14 protein-coding genes are annotated in these 16,123 nt (G+C 65.4%); 11 read left to right on the top strand and 3 right to left on the bottom strand.

Annotation, left to right across the window (positions count from 1 at the left end):
• Positions 1-12: 12 nt before the first annotated feature.
• Positions 13-1,155, top strand: a complete 1,143-nt coding sequence (locus AB7290_RS32430) for a patatin-like phospholipase family protein (protein ID WP_085404454.1) — start codon at positions 13-15, stop codon at positions 1,153-1,155.
• A 77-nt stretch (positions 1,156-1,232) separates the two neighbouring features.
• Positions 1,233-2,183 (top strand): oxygenase MpaB family protein, encoded by a 951-nt coding sequence (locus AB7290_RS32425; protein ID WP_085404453.1) that lies wholly within the window; start codon positions 1,233-1,235, stop codon positions 2,181-2,183.
• Between the two features lie 150 nt (positions 2,184-2,333).
• Here the strand turns inward: AB7290_RS32425 and glgA are convergent, their stop codons facing one another.
• Positions 2,334-3,749, bottom strand: coding sequence for a glycogen synthase GlgA (gene glgA / locus AB7290_RS32420; protein ID WP_085404452.1), 1,416 nt, complete (start codon positions 3,747-3,749; stop codon positions 2,334-2,336).
• A 192-nt stretch (positions 3,750-3,941) separates the two neighbouring features.
• Between glgA and AB7290_RS32415 the strand changes: the two genes are divergently transcribed.
• The 9 genes from AB7290_RS32415 to AB7290_RS32375 all read left to right on the top strand — a co-directional run bounded on the left by AB7290_RS32415 (position 3,942) and on the right by AB7290_RS32375 (position 13,508).
• On the top strand, positions 3,942-5,138 hold the full coding sequence (locus AB7290_RS32415) for a CaiB/BaiF CoA transferase family protein (RefSeq protein ID WP_085404451.1): 1,197 nt from the start codon (positions 3,942-3,944) through the stop codon (positions 5,136-5,138).
• Positions 5,139-5,267: 129 nt separating this feature from the next.
• On the top strand, positions 5,268-6,812 hold the full coding sequence (locus tag AB7290_RS32410) for an ABC transporter substrate-binding protein (protein WP_085404450.1): 1,545 nt from the start codon (positions 5,268-5,270) through the stop codon (positions 6,810-6,812).
• A 7-nt stretch (positions 6,813-6,819) separates the two neighbouring features.
• Positions 6,820-7,770: an ABC transporter permease gene (locus AB7290_RS32405; RefSeq protein WP_071915956.1), complete on the top strand. Its 951-nt coding sequence runs from the start codon at positions 6,820-6,822 to the stop codon at positions 7,768-7,770.
• Entirely contained in the window at positions 7,757-8,629 is an 873-nt protein-coding gene (locus tag AB7290_RS32400) for an ABC transporter permease (protein WP_085404449.1), read from the top strand. Before AB7290_RS32405 ends, AB7290_RS32400 begins: the two co-directional genes overlap by 14 nt.
• Entirely contained in the window at positions 8,626-9,618 is a 993-nt protein-coding gene (locus AB7290_RS32395) for an ABC transporter ATP-binding protein (RefSeq protein ID WP_085404448.1), read from the top strand. The genes AB7290_RS32400 and AB7290_RS32395 overlap by 4 nt, the downstream gene beginning before the upstream one ends.
• Entirely contained in the window at positions 9,615-10,586 is a 972-nt protein-coding gene (locus tag AB7290_RS32390) for an ABC transporter ATP-binding protein (protein ID WP_085404447.1), read from the top strand. The genes AB7290_RS32395 and AB7290_RS32390 overlap by 4 nt, the downstream gene beginning before the upstream one ends.
• 179 nt (positions 10,587-10,765) lie before the next feature.
• Entirely contained in the window at positions 10,766-11,833 is a 1,068-nt protein-coding gene (locus AB7290_RS32385) for an alcohol dehydrogenase (protein WP_085404446.1), read from the top strand.
• Positions 11,834-11,967: 134 nt separating this feature from the next.
• Positions 11,968-13,047 carry an isocitrate/isopropylmalate dehydrogenase family protein gene (locus tag AB7290_RS32380; RefSeq protein WP_085404445.1) on the top strand — a complete coding sequence of 360 codons (1,080 nt, stop codon included), beginning with the start codon at positions 11,968-11,970 and terminating at the stop codon, positions 13,045-13,047.
• Between the two features lie 38 nt (positions 13,048-13,085).
• Entirely contained in the window at positions 13,086-13,508 is a 423-nt protein-coding gene (locus AB7290_RS32375; RefSeq protein WP_085404444.1) for an ASCH domain-containing protein, read from the top strand.
• 15 nt (positions 13,509-13,523) lie between these two features.
• On the opposite strand, the gene AB7290_RS32370 is transcribed toward AB7290_RS32375, so the two are convergent.
• Together AB7290_RS32370 and AB7290_RS32365 are read right to left on the bottom strand one after the other, a co-directional pair.
• Complete coding sequence (locus tag AB7290_RS32370; protein WP_085404443.1) at positions 13,524-14,345, bottom strand: enoyl-CoA hydratase; 822 nt, start codon at positions 14,343-14,345, stop codon at positions 13,524-13,526.
• Between the two features lie 176 nt (positions 14,346-14,521).
• Positions 14,522-15,724, bottom strand: coding sequence for a L,D-transpeptidase family protein (locus AB7290_RS32365; RefSeq protein WP_245344241.1), 1,203 nt, complete (start codon positions 15,722-15,724; stop codon positions 14,522-14,524).
• Between the last annotated feature and the right edge of the window lie 399 nt (positions 15,725-16,123).

Here is a 16,123-nt window from a genome sequence, read left to right as displayed (position 1 = left end):
AGCGTGACGAGCATGCAGAAAAATGTCGGAGTGTGCGGGCCTAACGATCTGCCGGGACAGGTCGTGCTGGTGCTGCAAGGCGGCGGTGCGCTCGGCTCCTATCAGGCGGGCGTCTATCAGGCCCTGCACGAGGCCGGGATCGAGCCGGACTGGGTCATCGGCACCTCGATCGGCGCCATCAACGGGAGCCTGATCGCCGGTAATGCGCCGGAAAACAGGCTCGCGCGCCTGAAGGAGTTCTGGAAGCGGATGGAGCAGAATCCGGTCTGGGCTCTGGGCGGCGCCTTTCCCGACTTCAGCGAGAAGCTCGCCTATTTGTCGACTGTCACCAACGGCATTCCCGGCTTCTTCCGGCCCACCCCGCTGGCGCATGCGGGAGATTCCTTTCCGCTCGGCGCCGATCATGCCGGCTTCTATTCGACTGCACCGCTGGAGAAGACGCTGAGCGAGCTGGTCGATTTCGATCTGGCCAATCGCTGCGCGCCGCGACTGACGGTCGGTGCGGCTCATGTCGGCACCAGCGAAATGCGCTATTTCGACAGCCGCGACGGCGAGCTGACGGTGAAGCATGTCATGGCTTCGGGCGCGCTGCCGCCCGCGTTCCCGGCGGTGCGGATCGATGGCGAGCTGTATTGGGACGGCGGCATCCTGTCGAACACGCCGACGGAGGCCGTATTCGACGACAACCCACGCAGGGATTCGCTGATCTTCTCCGTGCATCTATGGAATCCCGTCGGCGCCGAGCCGATCACGATGGCGGAGGTCTTGAACCGCCACAAGGACGTGCAGTACTCCAGCCGCATCGCGAGCCAGATCGTGCGGCAGCAGCAGGCCCATCGCCTGCGCCATGTCATCAACCAGCTTGCCGCGCGGTTGCCCGAGACCGAGCGCAACGATCCCGCGGTGAGGGAGTTGGTGAGCTACGGCTGTCCGACCCGCATGCATGTGGTGCGACTGCTGGCGCCCCAGCTCGATCGCGAAACCCATACCAAGGATATCGACTTCAGTCCGTCAGGCATTACGCGGCGCTGGCATGCTGGCTATGTTCACACGAAATCAGTGCTCGCGCGAAAGCCGTGGATCGGCGAATTCGATCCGCTCGCCGGCGTGGTGCTGCACGAGCATATGGACGAGATGCCGATGGCGGCGGAGTAGGGCCGCGTCCGCTTTCATCGAATTGCCACAGGCCCTGCGGATTGTCGGTCGTCGTCCGCTTTTGAGAGGCCTTGCAGTTGGTATCCGGGAACGATCTGGAATTGGCCCTCGATCAGGTCCGCGCTGACGCGGCGGGACCGGTTGCGGGCGTGTTCGGCCCTGACACGGTGACCTGGCAGATCGACCGGGAGGCCGTCATCTTTCTTGGCGCCGGCCGTGCGCTGTTGTTGCAGCTGGCGCATCCCTGGGTCGCTGCCGCCATCGCGGAGCATTCGCGGACCCTTGCCGATCCGATCGGTCGCTTCCATCGTACCTTCGACATTGTCTTTGCGATGGTGTTCGGCTCGCTCGACCGGGCGCAGTTGTCGTCCCGGCAATTGCATCGGCGCCACAGCATGATCGTCGGCGCGATGCCCGAGGCCGTCGGTCCGTTCGCTGCAGGCTCGCGCTACTGCGCCAATGACATTCCGTCGCTGCGCTGGGTTCATGCGACGCTGGTCGAGACCGCGGTGATGGCACATGACCTGGTCCTTCCGCCGCTCTCGGCGGAGGAGCGCGAGCGCTACTGGAGCGAGAGCCGGATGTTCGGCGCCTTGTTCGGATTGACGGCCGACGATTTGCCCGCGGACTGGTCCGGCTTTGCGGCCTACACCGCGGCGATGGCGCAGTCGGATACGCTGACCGTCAGCCCGGCGGCGCGCGAGATCGCCGCGCAGATCCTTGGCGGCGCCCGTCCGTGGTTGCGACCACCGCGATGGTATCGCGCGCTCACGGCGAGCTTGTTGCCGGAGCGCCTGCGAGCGGGCTTCGGGTTTGAATTCGACGAGCGCGACAAGCGGGCAGCCGACAATGCGCTGAGATGGATCAGGCGCGTCTATCCCAAACTGCCAGACCGGCTGCGCTATGTCGGTCCCTACCAGGAAGCGCAGGCGCGGCTGCGGGGCGAGCCGCAGCCCGACTGGATGACCCGGTGTCTCAATCGCGCCTGGATCGGGCGGCCGCAAATGGATGTGCGCGGGAAGGGGTGAGGTTCTCAGCTCTTGGAGTGACGGGCGATAGAGTGGCGCGCCTCTCTCCACATCGTCATTGCGAGCGCAGCGAAGCAATCCAGACTGTCGCCGCGGAGACAGTCTGGATTGCTTCGTCGCTTCGCTCCTCGCAATGACGGGGAGGTCGCCTCACACCGACGCCAGCCTCCTATACAGCGCGCTATAACTGCCGGCCGAGATGCTCCAGGAGAACGAACGTCCCATCGCGCTGCGACGCATGGAGTCGAGCTGGTCATGCGCCACGAAAGCTGAGAAGGCGCGGCGGACGCCGCCGAGGAAGGACGCGCGCGAGGGCTGCGAGAACAGAAAGCCGGTCTCGCCGTCGGTGATGGTTTCGGCCAAGCCGCCGGTCTGGTGACCGATCGGGAGTGAGCCGAAGCGCTGGGCGTACATCTGGCTGAGCCCGCACGGTTCGAAGCGCGACGGCATCAATGTGAAATCGCTGCCCGCGAAGATGCGCCGCGCCTGGGCGTCGTTGAAGCCGATCGTGACCCCGATCGCGTCGGGGCGGCGGCGATGCGCGTCGATCAGCGCCTGCTCGAGCGCCGGCTCGCCGGAGCCGGTGACCACGATCTGCCCGCCGGCATCGATGATCTCGTCGGCGGCCGACAGCACGAGGTCGATGCCCTTCTGGTGCACGAGGCGTGCGACGATCGCGAACATCGGCCCGCGCGAGACCGCCAGGCCAAACTGCTTGCGGATATAATCCGCATTGGCCTTCTTGCCGACCCAGTCGCCGGCGCCGAACTGCTGGGCCAGCTGGGAGCAGGAGCGCGGGTCCCAGCTCTCGTCGATGCCGTTGAGGATGCCGGTGAGCTCGGCCGCGTCGGAGCGGACACGAAGCAGGCCTTCGAGGCCGCAGCCGAATTCCTCCGTCGTGATCTCGCGTGCATAGGTGCCGCTCACGGTAGTGAGGTGCGAGGCATAGACCAGCCCGGCCTTGAGGAAGGAGAGCTGGTCGTAGAATTCGACGCCGTCGATATGGAAGGAACTCTCGGGGACGCCGATCCGCCGCAGCGAGTCCTTCGGGAAGAGTCCCTGGTAGGCGAGGTTGTGGATGGTCAGGATCGACGGCAGCCTGGCCCCGCGCCACGCGAGGTAGGCCGGCACGAGCGAGGCCTGCCAGTCATTGGCATGGACCAGGTCTGCTGCCCAATTCTTGTCCAGCTTGCCCATGGCCAGCTCAGCGGCAGCCGAGGCAAAGCGCGCGAAGCGGATGTCGTTGTCCGGCCAGTCGCGTCCGGACTCGTCGCCATAGGGATTGCCGGGCCGGTCGTAGAGTTGTGAGCACAACAGCACATAGACCGGCAGCCCGTCCTTGGTCGCAGCCCGCCCGAGCGAGCAGGCCGGCATCTCCGCAAACGCCGGGCAGCGGCCAACGATCTGAATATGCGTGAGTTGTTCGATGATGTCGCGGTAGCCGGGCAACATGACCCGGATATCGGCGAGAGGGCGAAGCGCCCTGGGAAGTGCAGCGGAAACGGCGCCGAGTCCGCCAACGCGGACGAAATCGTCCATCTCGGTTGTGACGAACAAGACCCTCAAGAACAGCTGCCCTCTTCCGATCCCGTCTGTTGCTATGCAAGAACGGGTCCAGTTGTCCTGGAATTCCCAAGCCCGCCCGTGAGACGCGTCCGTTCGGTAAAGACTTTCCTACGCACCCGCCGCCCTCTAGGGTCGGCGCATCAACAAGAGAGAACTTCGATAGTTCCTAAGAGGCCGAGGGGCGCAGCAGGCATGCCGTTAGCAGATAAGCATGAGGGGACGACGACAAAGGCCTTCGCGGGCCTCAGGGTCCTGGATTTTTCGACCACCATCGCCGGCCCCCACTGTGCGCGGATGCTTGCCGACATGGGCGCCGAGGTCATCAAGATCGAGACCGACGGCGGCGAGACGATGCGCACCCGGCCGCCGCTGCGCAAGGGGTGCAGCACCGTATTCGGCCAGCTCAACGTCGGCAAGAAAAGCGTCGTGCTCGATCTCAAGTCCGAGGAGGGCAAGGAGGCGGTGCGCCGGCTCGCCGCGACCGCCGATATCCTGGTCGAGAACTTTCGCCCCGGCGTGATGCACCGGCTGCGGCTGGACTATGACCGCCTGCGCCCGGTCAATCCCAAGCTGATCTATTGCTCGATCTCGGGCTACGGCCAGACCGGTCCCTTGGCCGAGCTGCCGGCCTACGCGCCGGTAATCCATGCGGCCTCCGGCTACGACATGGCGCATCTCGCCTATCAGCCCGGCCGCAGCCGGCCGGATTATTGCGGCATCTACCATGCCGACGTCGTCACCGGCACTTACGGTTTCGGCGCGATTGCGTCGGCGCTCTATCAGCGCACGGTGACCGGGCAGGGCCAGCACATCGACGTCTCGATGCTGGAATCGATGCTGACCTTGACGGTGGTCGAGCTGCAGAGCTCGCAATTCGCGGTGAAGCCACCGCCGCGCCCGATGTTCGGGCCGACCGAGACGGCCAATGGCTATGTCATGATCACGGTCGCGAGCGAGAAGACGTTTCAGTGCCTGATGGGTGTGATCGGCCGTCCCGAATGGATTTCCGATCCGCGCTTCTCCACCTACGCCGCGCGCCGCGAGAACTGGGCCGACATGATGGACGGCGTCGAGGCCTGGTCGCGGCCGCTCACGACCGACGCGTGTCTTGTCGCGCTTGGCGCGGCTGGTGTGCCGGCCTCGGCCTATCGCACCGCGTCCGAGGCGCTGGCCGATCCGCAACTCGCGCACCGGCAGGCGCTCTCGTCCGTCGAGGACGAGGGTGGCTCGTTCCAGGTGCTCAATCTGCCGTTCCGGATGTCGGGCGCCGACACCACGCCCGCCAAGACGATGGCCGTGCTCGGCGAGCACACGGACGAATTGTGCGAGGAGATCGGCCTCGCCGGCGATGCGCCAATTCCGTCAGGCAAAACGGCTGCGACAAACTGAGCGCATCGCAGCACCACTACAGCGTTTGATCACTCGCGTGTTCCTCTTGCCGTGGCGAACATTTATCGCCAATCTCGCCCGAGTCATTCAACGATCCGAAACATCGGACGAGGGATCCCGGGAGGAACCATGACGAACCTTGCTGCCGCGGCGCGCAAGCACGCGCCGATTTTCCTTGTTGCGGCATTTGCTCTCCTTCCGCCGGCTGAGCCGGCACAGGCGCAGAAGGCGGGCGGCAGCATCACCGTCGGTCAGGAGCTGGAGATTACGGGCTTCGATCCGCTCAAGGTCGGGGTCTACGACACCTCGACCTTCACCGCTGCGGCCGCGATCTTCGATACGCTCACCACGCTCGACGACAAGGGCGAGGCCGCGCCCAAGCTGGCAGTGTCCTGGACCCATTCCGACGATTACAAGACCTGGACCTTCAAGCTGCGCCAGGGCGTGAAATTCCACGACGGCACGCCGTTCAATGCGCAAGCCTTCAAGGAGAACTTCGATCGGCAGAAGGACCCCGCCAACAAGTGCCGCTGCGCCTTCTACATCACCAACGTTAGGGAGGTGCAGGCGCCCGACGAATATACTGTCGTCTACAATCTCACCGATCCTTCCGTGAATTTGCCGGCGACGAACACCATCCAGAGCCAGAACAACGTCGTGCATTCGCCGACGGCGTGGAAGACCAAGGGCGACGACTACAATCGCAATCCCGTCGGCACCGGTCCCTACATCCTGAAATCATGGACGGCCGGCGATCGCATGGTTCTGGAGAAGAACCCGGGCTACTGGGACAAGGGCCGTCCCTATCTCGACCGCATCATCCTGAAGCCGCTGCCCGACGCCCAGTCGCGTTTCGCCTCGCTGCAATCGGGCGAGGCCGACATCATCTGGGACGACGAGAACGACGCTGACAACATCATGAAGGCGCAGAAGGACTCCAAGCTCACCGTGCACACCTATAAAGGCTCGGGCGCGCAGGTCTATGCCTTCAACACCAAGGTGGCGCCGTTCGACGACGTCCGCGTGCGGCAGGCGCTGGTGATGGCGATCGACCGCCCGAAGATGTCGCAGGCGATCAGCAACGGCCTGAGCCGGCCCGCGACCAATCCCTACGGCGACGGCTCCTGGGTCAAGTGCAAGGACGACGGCGCGCTGCCGTTCGACGTCGAGAAGGCCAAGGCGCTGATCAAGGAGTATGGCAAGCCGGTCGAATTCAAGACGATGGTGACTGCGACGCCCCGCGGCCGCATGATCGGCCAGGTGCTCCAGCAATTCTGGAAGCGCGCCGGCGCCAACATGGAGATCGAGCAGGTCGACCAGGCCACCATCCCGCCGCGCGCCTTCATGCGTCAGTTCCAGCTCATACCCTGGCGCATCGTCGACCTCGCCGATCCCGATCCGCAGATGTATGCGAACTTCCGCAGCGGCAGCCCGCTGGCGCTGGCCAACTTCGCCGATCCGGAGCTCGATCGGCTGCTCGACCACTCCCGCGTCACCGCCGATCCCGCCGCGCGTATCGAGGACTATTGCGCGATCAGCCGCCTGATCAACAAGGAGGCAATCTGGTTCTGGACCTTCCAGAACACCTATTACGCGCTGTCGAGCGCCAAGCTGAAGGGCTTTCCGAAAATCTACAACGGCGTGATCGACGTCTCGACCACCTGGCTGGAATGACCGCGCGATGCTGAACTTCGTCGTGCGGCGGCTCCTTGCCATCCTGCCGGTGCTGCTCGCCGTCTCGCTGCTCACCTTCCTGATCGCCGCGTTGCTGCCGGGCGACCTTGCCTATGTCATCCTCGGCGATCAGGCGACGCCGGAGAATGTCGCGGCGCTGCGCCGTGACATGGGGCTCGACCAGCCGCTGTGGTGGCGTTACCTGAGCTGGCTCGGCCATGTCCTTCAGGGCGATCTCGGCCGCTCCTTCCGCACCGGGCAGACGGTGTTGCAGGCGGTGGCCGAGCGCATTCCGGTCTCGCTCGAGCTGATGCTGATGGCCGAATTCATCGGGCTCCTGATCGGCGTTCCGCTCGCGATCGCCTGCGCTGCGCGCGCCGGTGGCGCCTTCGACCGCTTCATGACCGGCAGCGCCTTCGCCATGCTGTCGATGCCGTCCTTCCTGATGGCAATTTTGTTGATCTATCTGTTCGCGGTCGAGTTGCGCTGGCTGCCGGCGACCGGCTATGTGCCGTTCACCGAGGAGCCGCTGTCGAACCTGCGCTTCTTCGTGCTGCCGGCGCTGACGCTGGCGCTGGCGGAATGGCCTGGAATCATGCGGGTGCTGCGCTCCGACATGATCGCGACCTTGCAGGAGGACTATATCGCGCTCGCCAAGGCGAAAGGCCTCAAGCCCGCGCGCATCCTGTTTGTGCATGCGCTCAAGCCATCGTCGCTGACCCTGGTGACGGTGACGGGCATCAACATCGGTCGCCTGCTGGGCGGCACGCTGATCGTGGAATCGATCTTCGCGCTGCCGGGCATCGGCCGCTTGCTGGTTGGCGCGATCTACACCCGCGATCTCGTCATCCTCCAGGGCGTGGTGCTGCTGGTCGCCTGCGGCTTCGTCCTCGTCAATTTCATCGTCGACATGCTCTACGCCGTGCTCGATCCCAGGATCCGCCATGGCCACGCTTGAGCTGTCGATGCAGGACGAGGCGGTCTCCGAGCCGGTTCGGCGCCGGCGCAAGCTCGGCATTCTGTTCTGGTCGGCAAGTGCCTGGCTCGCGATTGTCCTGACGCTCGCGATTCTCGCGCCGGTGCTGCCGCTGCAGAATCCTGTAGACATGGACATGCTGGAGCGCCGTGCGGCGTTCTCCGGGGAACACTGGCTCGGCACCGACGGGCTCGGCCGCGACGAATTCGCCCGCCTGATCTTTGGCGCGCGGGTGTCGCTGACGGTGGGGCTGATCGCGCCGATGATCGGCCTTGCGCTCGGCGGCGCGCTTGGTCTCCTCGCCGGCTATTTCCGCGGCCGGTTCGAGACGCTGGTGGTCGGCAGCATGGACGTGCTGCTGGCGTTTCCACCGCTGATCTTCGCGCTCGCGGTGACCGCCTATCTCGGCCAGTCGATTCCCAATCTCACCCTGATCCTCGGTGTGCTCGGCATTCCCGCCTTCATGCGGGTAGCGCGCGCGGCCACGCTGACGCTCGCGCGGCGCGAGTTCGTGATCGCTGCCGAGGCGCTCGGCGCCAGCCATGCGCGCATCCTGCTGCGCGAGCTGCTGCCGAACGTGATCCTGCCGCTGCTGGCCTTCTTCCTGCTCGGCGTCGCCGTCACTATTGTGGTCGAGGGCGCGCTGTCCTTCCTCGGGCTCGGCGTGCCACCGCCGATGGCGAGCTGGGGCAGCATGATCGGCGAGGGGCGCGACAGCCTCGACGTCGCGCCGCGGCTGGCCTTCCTGCCGGCAACGGCGCTGTTCTTGACCGTGCTGGCCTTCAACCTGGTCGGCGACACCTTGCGGGCGCTGACCGACCCGCGTCAGGGGGCGCTGTGAGCGCGCCGCTTCTGACCATCGAGGACGTGGCGGTCGAACTGCCGACCCCCCGCGGCAATTTGCGCGCTGTGGATCATGTCGATCTGTCGCTGGAGGCGGGCCGCACGCTCGGCATCGTCGGCGAATCCGGCTGCGGCAAGACCATGCTGTCGCGCGCGGTGCTTCAGCTCTTGCCGAAGAAGGCGAAGCTGACCGGGCGCGTGATGTTCGACGGCCAGGACCTGGTGCGGCTCGATGCCGAAAGCCTGCGGCGCCTGCGCGGGCGCGACCTCGCGGTCGTGTTCCAGGACCCCATGACCTCGCTCAACCCGGTGCTGACCATCGGCACCCAGCTGATGGAGACGATCCAGGAGCATCTCGAACTGGATGCGCCGGCGGCGCGGAAGCGCAGCATCGAGCTGCTCGCCGCCGTCGGCATTCCGGCGCCGGAGCAGCGGCTCGCGCAATATCCGCATCAATGTTCCGGCGGCATGCGCCAGCGCATCGCGATTGCGATCGCGCTGTCCTGCGAGCCGAAACTGTTGATCGCGGACGAGCCGACCACGGCGCTCGACGTCACGATCCAGGCGCAGATCCTCGATCTGCTGGCGCGCGAGCAGCGCCGCCGCCACATGGCGATGATCATCATCACCCACGATCTCGGCGTCGTCGCCGGCCGCGCCGACGAGGTCGCGGTGATGTATGCGGGCAGGGTGGTCGAGCGCGCGCCGACGCAGGCGTTGTTCAAGCGCATGCACATGCCCTATACCGAGGCGCTGCTGGCGGCGATCCCGAAGCTGGAGACCGCGCCGCATACGCCGTTGCCCGCCATCTCCGGCCGTCCGCCCGATCCGACCCGGCCACTTAAAGGCTGCTCGTTTGCGCCACGCTGCCGCTATGCCGCAGGGCGCTGTCACGAGGCCAAGCCCGAATTGAAGGGCGCGGAGATGCCGGGGCATCTCTATGCCTGCTTCAACCCCATCCAGATGACGGAGGGGATTGACGCATGATGCAGTTTGCCATGCCCGCCGAGCCGCTCCTGAACGTCGACAATCTCGTCGTCGAATATGGTCTCGGCAACAAGACGGTGCACGCGGTCTCCGGCGTCAGCCTCCAGGTCGCGCGCGGCGAGACGCTGGGCCTGGTCGGCGAATCCGGCTGCGGCAAGTCGACGCTGGGGCGCGCGGTGCTGCAATTGCGCCGCGCCAAATCCGGCCGCGTGCTGTTCGACGGCGAGGACCTCACCGCGATGGAAGGCGAGGCGCTGCGCAAGATGCGCCGCCGCGTGCAATTGATCTTCCAGGACCCGATCGCCTCGCTCAATCCGCGCCGGCGCATCGGCGATATCGTCGCCGAGCCGCTCATCATCGCCGGCGTCAAGGATGCCGCCGAACGCAAGCGGCGCGTTCACGAGGTGTTGTCCGCGGTCGGGCTCGATCCTGACATCGTGGCGGGCCGCCTGCCGCACGAATTCTCCGGCGGCCAGTGCCAGCGCATCTGCATCGCACGATCGCTGGTGCTCAACCCCGAATTCATCGTCTGCGACGAGCCGGTCTCGGCGCTCGACGTCTCCATCCGCGCGCAGATCCTCAATCTGCTCGAGGAGATGAAAGCGCGCTTCGGCCTGACGCTGCTGTTCATCGCGCATGATCTCGCGGTGGTGAAAGCGGTCAGCGACCGCGTCGCGGTGATGTATCTCGGCCGCCTCTGCGAGGTCGGGCCGTCGGAGCAATTGTTCGCAAGGCCCGCGCATCCCTACACGGACCTGTTGTTGCAGGCGATCCCGGTGCCCGATCCGGACGTGCGTCCCGTCGAGAGTGTGGCGACCGGCGAGCCACCATCGCCGATTGCGCCGCCGTCCGGCTGCCGCTTCCGCACCCGCTGCCCGCGGGCCGACCAGCGGTGCAGCGCGGAGATACCGGAGTTGCGCGAGGTCGCACCCGGCCAGTTCGCGGCTTGCCACCATCCGCTGGCCTAAACTAGAGCCCCGTTCCGATGTGATCGGAACGGGGCTCTAGATTCTCGTTTTGACGCGTTTTCTTTACGCGAACCGGTATCCACTTCGCTCGAAAACGCTGTAAGACGGCTCCCGGATTTGTTTCGCCCCGCCGGTCATGGCATGGTGGCGACGACAAGAAGTATGCCGGGAGGACGCCGATGAAGAGTTTCAAGGTCGCCGATTTCAAGGCGCCGCTGCAGGAGTTCGACGAGGCCACGCCGCAGCCGTCGGGCACGCAGGTGCTGATCAAGGTGAAGGCCGCTGGCGTCTGCCACAGCGACCTCCACATCTGGGAAGGTGGCTACGATCTCGGCCACGGCCGCAAGCCGCTGTCGCTGAAGGACCGCGGCATCAATCTGCCGCTGACCATGGGCCATGAGACGGTCGGCGAAATCGCAGCCTTCGGCCCCGACGTGAAGCCGACCGACCAGAGCGATCTCAGGCTCGGCGATGTCGGCCTCGTCTATCCCTGGATCGGCTGCGGCAAGTGCGCCACGTGCCTGGCCGGTGACGAGAACATGTGCCTGACGCCGCGCTCGCTCGGCGTCTATTGCGACGGCGGCTATTCCGACCACATGCTGGTGCCGCATCCGCGCTATCTGCTCAACCTGAAGGGGCTCGATCCCGCCTCGGCGGCGCCCTACGCCTGCTCTGGCGTCACCACCTACAGCGCGCTGAAGAAGGTCGAGCAGCATTTTGACACGCCGATCGTGATGTTCGGCGCCGGCGGCCTTGGCCTGATGGCGCTGTCGCTGCTGAAGGCAATGGGCGGAAGAGGCGCGATCATGGTCGACATCGACGCCAGGAAGCGCGAGGCCGCGGAAAAGGCCGGTGCGCTCGCGACCGTCGATCCCAAGGCGCCGGACGCGCTGGAGCAGCTTGCCAAAAAGGCGGGCGGGCCGATCCGCGCCGTGATTGATCTCGTCGGCAACGCCGCGACCACGCAACTCGGCTTCGATTGCCTGACCAAGGGCGGCAAGCTCGTCATCGTCGGCCTGTTCGGCGGCGGCGCGACCTGGGCGCTGCCGCTGATCCCGATCAAGGCGGTGACGATCCAGGGCAGCTATGTCGGCAATTTGCGCGAGACCCAGGAGTTGCTCGACCTCGTGCGCGCGAAGAACGTGCCGCCGATCCCGGTGACGCGCCAGCCGCTCAACAAGGCCAACGACGCGCTGGTGCAATTGCAGCAGGGCGCGGTGGTCGGTCGCACGGTGCTGACGCCGTAATAAACGCTCTCTCCTCCGTCATTGCGAGCGAAGCGAAGCAATCCAGAAATCCCTCGGCGGACACAGTCTGGATTGCTTCGTCGCTTCGCTCCTCGCAATGACGTCCTTGGCTCGTCCTTCCTAAGGTCTCTCAAATGTCCGCAAACAACGCCTTCCACATTGCCGTGCTCGCCGGTGACGGCATCGGTCCCGAAGTCATGGCACCGGCCATCGAAGTCCTGCGCAAGATCGAGGCGAAGTCCGGCCTGAGCTTCCGCTTCACCGAGGCGCCCGCCGGCGCCAACAATTATCTCGCGACCGGCAAGTCGATGCCGGATTCCACTATCAAGCTCTGCGAGGAGGCCGACGCGATCCTGCTCGGCGCTTGCGGCCTGCCGTCGGTCCGCTACCCCGATAATACCGAGATCGCGCCACAGATCGAGCTGCGGTTCATCTTCGATCTCTATGCCGGCGTGCGCCCGGCGCGGCTCATTCCGGGCGTGCCGAGCCCGATCGTCGGCGCCGACCAGCGCGGCATCGATCTCGTCGTGATCCGCGAATCCACCGAAGGCCTGTTCGCCTCGATGGGCAAGGGCATCGTCACCCATGAGGACGCGCGCGAGACCATGGTGATCACGCGCAAGACCTCCGAGCGCCTGTTCGAGTTCTCGTTTCGGCTCGCCGAGCGGCGCAAGGCGCGCGGCAAGCCGGGGATGCTGACCTGCGTCGACAAGGCGAACGTGTTCAAGGCCTTTGCATTCTTCCGCGGCATCTTCGACGAGATCGAGAAGAAGCATCCGAACGTGAAGACCGACCGGCTCTATGTCGATGCCTGCTCGGCGATGCTGGTGAAGCGTCCCTGGGATTTCGATGTGATGGTGATGGAGAACATGTTCGGCGACATCGTCTCCGACATCACCGCGAGCCTGATCGGCGGCCTCGGCATGGCGCCGTCCGCCGATATCGGCGACAAATATGCCGTGTTCCAGCCCTGCCACGGCACCGCACCAGACATCATGGGGCAGGGCAAGGCCAATCCGACCGGCATGATCCTGTCGGCGGCGATGATGCTGGACTGGCTCGCCGACAAGCACGGCGTCGAGAGCGCGGCGGAAGCCGGCGAGCAGATCGAGCGTGCAGTGGATCAGATCTACGCCGGCGGCATCAAGCCGATGGAGTTCGGCGGCAGCAATGGCACGGCTGACATTACGAAAGCGGTGCTCGCTGCGCTGTAGTTACCGCAGGCGGTCGATATCGGAGGAGCCGGAAGTCAATGAGCAATCCGGTTCCCGAGCACTATCGGCACCTCAGGACCTTCGCCTTCGGCGACAATCCTGCGCTCGCGGATGAATTGGTCGAACTCGTCGTCAAGGGCGTCAAGACCGCGACTTGCAGCACGGAGGACGAACCGAACACGTCCACGCCCGGTGAACTCTGGGTCGTGCTTGACGGACGGGGAGAACCGCGCTGCGTCATCGAATCCGTCGAGATCACCTATCGGCGCTTCAATGACGTCGATGCCGCGTTTGCGCACGATGAGGGCGAAGGCGATCGAAGCCTCGCCTATTGGCGCAGCGCCCATCGGACCTATTTCGGCCGGCTCGGGCGATTCAGCGAGGACATGATGCTGATGTGCGAGCGCTTTCGCCTGATCGAGGTGTTTGGTGATCAGAAGCTGACGCCCGCGCCTTGCTGAGCCCGGACGCCGAGGCTACTTGCCCGTAAACTGCGGCTTGCGCTTTTCCATGAAGGCCTGCCGGCCCTCGCGAAAATCCGCGCTGTCCATGCAGGCGTGACCGATCGCCCTGATTGCCTCCAGGTCGCGCTGGCTCTCGTCCTTCAACACCTGCGCGATGGTGATCTTGGCGGCCTTGATCGCGAGTGGGGCGTTCTCGGAGATGGTCTGCGCGATCGTCATCGTCTCACCCCACAACTCGTCGATCGGGAACAAGCGCTCGACGAGGCCAATGCGCAGCGCCTCGGCGGAATCGATCCGCATGCCCGTGTACATCAGAAGCCGTGCCCAGGACGGACCGACCAGCGACACCAGATGCTTCAAGCCGTCATAGCCGTAGGCGATGCCGAGTTTTGCCGCGGGAATGCCGAACTGACTGCCATGCGCGGCGAGGCGGATGTCGGCGAGCATCGCGACCTGCATGCCGCCGCCGAGGCAAAAGCCCTCGATGCAGGCGATGGTCGGCTTGGGATAGTCGGCGAGCAGCGCGCGCTGTGCGGCGCTGCGCCTGGCATATTCCTCGGACGCCGCCGCGTTGTGGCGGGTCTTCTCGAACTGGCTGATGTCGGCCCCGGAGACGAATGCCTTGCCGCCGGCGCCGCGCAGGATCACGACGCGCACCGTCTCGTCATCGCGCAGGCTCGTCAGCGCCTCGCCAAATCCCTCCCACATCTCCAGCGACATTGCGTTGCGCTTGTCGGGATTGTTGAAGGTGATCACGCCGACGCCGTCGATGACCTGCTTGAGGATCTTGCCGTCGGCATGGGGTGTTTCGGTCGTGCTGGAAATGTCAGGCATTGCGCGCTCGCTGTCGTAGGCCGGGCGCAATGTGCGGCCGGGGCGCGGCCCGGGTCAACCGCGACGAGGGACGCGGCTTTGCATCCGCCTGTGCCGCGATTGCATGGCGCGAGAAGCGGTTATACCTTGAGCATGATCTTTTCGGAAAACCGCTGCACACTTTTCCGGATCATGCTCTACTGCGTTGCGTGCATGTGCGCGGTCAGGGGATGGCTGCCTGCATTGCTGAAGAACGCCGCCTCTTCGGCGGTGGCCTCCAGCAACTGCTCGTCCTGATCATAGACGTCGTTGCGGAACTGGACGGTCTGGTCCTTGGTCATCCATGCGGTGAGGTAGATCCAGGCCACCGGCACCTTCTTCGCCATGGCGACCTCGAGGTGCTGGCCGCTCGCAATCTCCGTATCGATCGCGGCGCGGCTCCATTTCGGCTGGTCCTTCAGCAGCCAGGCGGCGAGATCGCGCACATTGTCGACGCGCGAGCAGCCATGGGAATCGAAGCGGTAGTCGTCGCTGAACAGATTGCGCTGGTTGGTGTCGTGCATATAGACCGAATAGGAATTCGGCATGTCGATCTTCACCGCGCCGAGCGCGTTGAAGGTGCCGTTGTGCTGGCGCACGGTGAAGTTCGGCGTGTGCGTGCCCGACCAGTCGACCGAATGCGGGTCGATCGGATTGTCGTGGGCGTCGAGCACCTCCATGTGCATGCGCGACAAATAGGTCGGATCCTTGCGCATATGCGCCGAGATCTCGGTCTTGGCGATCGAGGACGGCACCGTCCAGGTCGGATTGAGCACGACGCTGGTGATCTGGGCCGTCAGGGTCGGCGAGGGCTTTTCGGTCTTGCCGACGATCACGCGATAGCGCCGTACCACCACATCGTTCTCGACCGCTTCGGCAAACGCGGCGGGGATGTTGACCACGACATAGCGCTGGCCGAAGCCGAAATTCATGTTCTCGAGCCGCTGGAGCGAAGCCTCCAGCTGCCGGATGCGCTTCTGCACGGAGACGTTCATCGCCGCGACCGTGCGCGGCGTCACCGTGCCGGTCGGCGCCAGGCCATGGCGGGCCTGGAAGCGCTTCACGGCGTCGGCGAGATCCTGATCGAAAGCGCCACTGGCCTTGTCGGCGGCGAGATCGCCGGAGACGATCAGACGCTTGCGCAACAGCTCGTCGCTGGCGCCCTGGACGCCGAGGGCGAACTTCGCATCGGCAGGGATGGCTGGCCAGCCGCCGCGTACGGCAAGATCGGAGTAGCTGAGCGCGGCATCCTTGATGCGCTGGGCCGAGCCCTCGTCATAGGTTGGCTCGTGCGTCAGCGCGAGCGCCGCGGCGGCTCTCCGCCGTCGAAGCGGGTGCGGCAGCCTTCGGCGCGGCAGCATGGGCCGGGTTCGCCGCTGCGGGCACCGTACCGGCCGCCGTTGCCGGCCTCGGGTTTGCCTGTCCCGTGGTTTCGGTTTGCGCCAGCGCGGAAGCGCTCGCGAGCACGCCGACGGCAACGATCATCGCATGGCGTTTCGACATGTGTCCCATTTTCCCCACGAGGACGAGGCCCGGACGGGCGCTCGCATTGGCAATTCCCGCTCGCCGCGCTGCGTGCGCCGATTCGCAAAAATCGGCGGGAAGCTAGAGCCCCGGAGTTGAGGTCCCATTAAGCACGGCAGTCGAAAGCCCGCGCGTTCGCGGCGGGGCGTCTCGATTGGGTCGCAGCAGGGGCGGGATGGGTTCGCGAAATCCGCGGCGATGGCGGGCAAAATTGCCGGGAAACCCGCAGCAAGAAA

This window comes from Bradyrhizobium sp. 613_E4_N2_2, from assembly GCF_052075995.1.
In the GTDB taxonomy this organism is placed as follows: Bacteria; Pseudomonadota; Alphaproteobacteria; order Rhizobiales; family Xanthobacteraceae; genus Bradyrhizobium; species Bradyrhizobium barranii.
Note: the sequence above shows the minus strand (reverse complement) of the source record. Positions and strands in the feature narration are given on the sequence as shown.

Bases quoted from the DNA above. Each gene is read 5' to 3' on its own strand.
- AB7290_RS32410 (WP_085404450.1), top strand. From the start codon at position 5,268: ATGACGAACCTTGCTGCCGCGGCGCGCAAGCACGCGCCGATTTTCCTT.
- AB7290_RS32370 (WP_085404443.1), bottom strand. From the start codon at position 14,345: ATGCCTGACATTTCCAGCACGACCGAAACACCCCATGCCGACGGCAAG.
- AB7290_RS32400 (WP_085404449.1), top strand. From the start codon at position 7,757: ATGGCCACGCTTGAGCTGTCGATGCAGGACGAGGCGGTCTCCGAGCCG.
- AB7290_RS32430 (WP_085404454.1), top strand. From the start codon at position 13: ATGCAGAAAAATGTCGGAGTGTGCGGGCCTAACGATCTGCCGGGACAG.
- AB7290_RS32365 (WP_245344241.1), bottom strand. From the start codon at position 15,724: ATGCTGCCGCGCCGAAGGCTGCCGCACCCGCTTCGACGGCGGAGAGCC.
- AB7290_RS32380 (WP_085404445.1), top strand. From the start codon at position 11,968: ATGTCCGCAAACAACGCCTTCCACATTGCCGTGCTCGCCGGTGACGGC.
- AB7290_RS32415 (WP_085404451.1), top strand. From the start codon at position 3,942: ATGCCGTTAGCAGATAAGCATGAGGGGACGACGACAAAGGCCTTCGCG.
- AB7290_RS32405 (WP_071915956.1), top strand. From the start codon at position 6,820: ATGCTGAACTTCGTCGTGCGGCGGCTCCTTGCCATCCTGCCGGTGCTG.
- AB7290_RS32375 (WP_085404444.1), top strand. From the start codon at position 13,086: ATGAGCAATCCGGTTCCCGAGCACTATCGGCACCTCAGGACCTTCGCC.
- AB7290_RS32390 (WP_085404447.1), top strand. From the start codon at position 9,615: ATGATGCAGTTTGCCATGCCCGCCGAGCCGCTCCTGAACGTCGACAAT.
- AB7290_RS32385 (WP_085404446.1), top strand. From the start codon at position 10,766: ATGAAGAGTTTCAAGGTCGCCGATTTCAAGGCGCCGCTGCAGGAGTTC.